The sequence below is a fragment of the Sphingobium sp. GW821-FHT02B05 genome (assembly GCF_059421905.1).
Map to the genome: position 1 here is coordinate 1 of NZ_JBWKVW010000026.1, position 2,633 is coordinate 2,633.

Consider the following 2,633-nt stretch of genomic DNA (forward strand, 5'->3'; position numbering starts at 1 on the left):
TATAGCGCGGCGATCAGGATGAGAGGCTGGCGTCAATCAGGATGAGAACTGATTGTCGCGGCATTCATGTGGTGCCTTTTTAGATTGACGCTGACAAGCGCTATTCAGAGGTTTGATTGTCGCTGCGCGACAGTTCTTCGGTGGACTTGATTGTCGCAAAGGTCGGTGGCCTGCCTGCACGAGATTGACGCTGGAGAGCCGAGCGCCGGCGATAGCTTTCGACGTTCATCTCGAAGATGGTCGCATGATGAACGAGGCGGTCGACGGCGGCGAGCGTCATGGCGGGATCCGGGAAGACCCGATTCCATTCGCCGAAGGGCTGGTTTGCGGTGATGAGCGTGGATCGTCGTTCATATCGTGCGCTGATCAGCTCGAAGAGAACCGACGTTTCGGCCTGGTCCTTGGTCACATATGCCAGATCATCGAGGACCAGCAGATGGTATTTGTCGAGCTTGGTAATCGCCGCCTCCAACGCGAGTTCGCGACGCGCGACCTGGAGTTTCTGAACCAGATCGGAGGTGCGGGTGAACAGGACGCGCCAGCCATTTTCGATCAGCGCCAGACCGATTGCGGCCGCCAGATGGGTTTTTCCCCCGCCCGGCGGACCAAAGAGGATGAGGTTGGCCCCTTTTTCAAGCCATCCATCACCCGAACACAGCGCCGTGACCTGAGCGCGAGAGATCATCGGCACCGCATCGAACGCGAAGCTGTCGAGGGTCTTGCCCGGTGGGAGGCGGGCTTCGCCCAGATGCCTTTCGATCCTGCGACGATCCCGTTCGGCGATCTCATGCTCGGCGAGCGCCGCGATCAGCCGGGCGCCAGGCCAGCCCTCCTTGTCGGCGCGCGCGGCGAAGTCAGGCCAGATCAGCTTGATCGCCGGCAGGCGCAGATCATTGAGGATGAGGCTGAGCCGCTGGGCGTCGATGGTGGGTGCATTCCGGCTCATGCGGCTTCTCCCGCCAGCAGTACATCGTAGATGGAAAGCGGAACCAGTTCCACAACCACATCGGGAAGCGCTGCCGGATCGGGGGCAAAGCGTGTCCTTAAGGCAGCCATATCAGGCAGGCGATCGGCGGCCGCGTCGGCAGCCAACAGTGCGGCAAGTTCGGCCTCACAAGCCCTCTCGTGCGCCATGGCCAGCAACTCGACCATCTGTCGGCAAGCGATGCGTTCGGGCAACGCGGCAATGAGCCGATCGAAGGTCTGCCGATAGGCTTCGCGCGGGAACAGTTGATCGCGATATACCAACTTCAGGAGCGCCATGGGTTTGCGGCGCAGGCTATGGATGACATGCCGATAATCGACAACATGGCCGTGGGCGCCGTTGTTGAAGGACCGTCCCCGCGGCAACGTCATCAAATGCGTGCCCCCGATGAAGAGATCGAGCCGGTCGTCATACAATCGCACGCGCAGCCGGTGTCCGATCAGCCGCGAGGGCACGGAGTAGAACACCTTGCGAAGCGTGAAGCTGCTGGTCGAGGTGATCGTGACGATCGTCTCCTCATAATCGCTGGTGCGAGCGCCAGGCAGCGGCTGCAGCACCGCGCGCTCGGCATCGATGCGTGGTCCGTTGCGGCGATTCTTGCGGCTGACGATCTCGTCGATGAAGTGCCGATAGCTGACCAGATCGTCAAAATCGCGCGATCCGCGCAACAGGAGCGCGTCCTTTATCGAGGCTTTCAAATGCCCGTGCGGACTTTCTATCCCACCATTCTCATGGGCGATGCCGCGGTTATTGCGGGTGGGCGTCATGCCATAATGTTCGCACAGCGCATCATAGCGCAACGTCAGATCCTGCCGGGCATCCGCATCCAGGTTATGGAACGCGGCCGACAGGCTGTCGCTGCGATGCTCAACCGGAGCGCCGCCGACAGCCCATAGTGCGTTTTGCAGCCCCTCGGCGAGGGCAACGTAGCTCTCACCGCCCAGAATGACATGGGCATGCTCAAAGCCCGACCACATCAGCCGGAAATGGTAAAGGCGATGATCGAGCGCCACGCCAGCGACCGTTACATACTCATCCTTCATCTCAGTGAAGTCTGACAGGCCGAGCCGACCCGGCTCATGCACCTGGCGGAAGATTACCTCCTGTTCGGGGCCATGGATGGCGCGCCACGCTCGGACACGCCGTTCTAATGTCCGCCGGATGCCCGCATCGAGGTCGGGATGCCGACGCCGCATCTCCTCGAAAATGGCAACCGTCCGAACACCAGGCGCTGCCTGAAGCAAGGGCACGACCTCCTCTTCGAATATGCCGGCCAAGGGATCAGGGCGCCGCCGCTCCCGCTGCGCCTGCCTCTGGGATGGAAGTCGAGGGTCTCCCTCGATGCGGTATGCGGTCGCTGTACTGATACCGGCTTTGGCGGCCGCAATCGACGCGGCATGGGTTTGTCGCAGCTTCATATAGAGCCTCATCTGATGATCGTTGACGTGGCGGCCCGGCATCCGTGACATCCCTTCTCGCGAAGTTATGCCCCTGCGTACCTGACCGGCCGCAACCATCAGAAACGCCCTCCAGAAGGGCGCCATCGGGGTCTGCTGATCCGGCTCCAGGCTACGCCCTGCACCGGATCAGCAGACCCCGATTCTCATCTTGATTGACGCTGCTTTCTCATCCTGATTGTCGCGCGGCA

General features: G+C 61.4%; 2 protein-coding genes. Both read right to left on the reverse strand.

Annotation, left to right across the window (positions count from 1 at the left end; all coding sequences use genetic code 11):
- Window positions 1–100: 100 nt before the first annotated feature.
- The gene (gene istB / locus AC07UX_RS21095; protein WP_495193922.1) at window positions 101–946 is read right to left on the reverse strand and encodes an IS21-like element helper ATPase IstB; all 846 of its coding nucleotides are present in this window, start codon (window positions 944–946) and stop codon (window positions 101–103) included.
- Window positions 943–2,445, reverse strand: a complete 1,503-nt coding sequence (gene istA / locus AC07UX_RS21100) for an IS21 family transposase (protein WP_495193923.1) — start codon at window positions 2,443–2,445, stop codon at window positions 943–945. The genes istB and istA overlap by 4 nt, the downstream gene beginning before the upstream one ends.
- Between the last annotated feature and the right edge of the window lie 188 nt (window positions 2,446–2,633).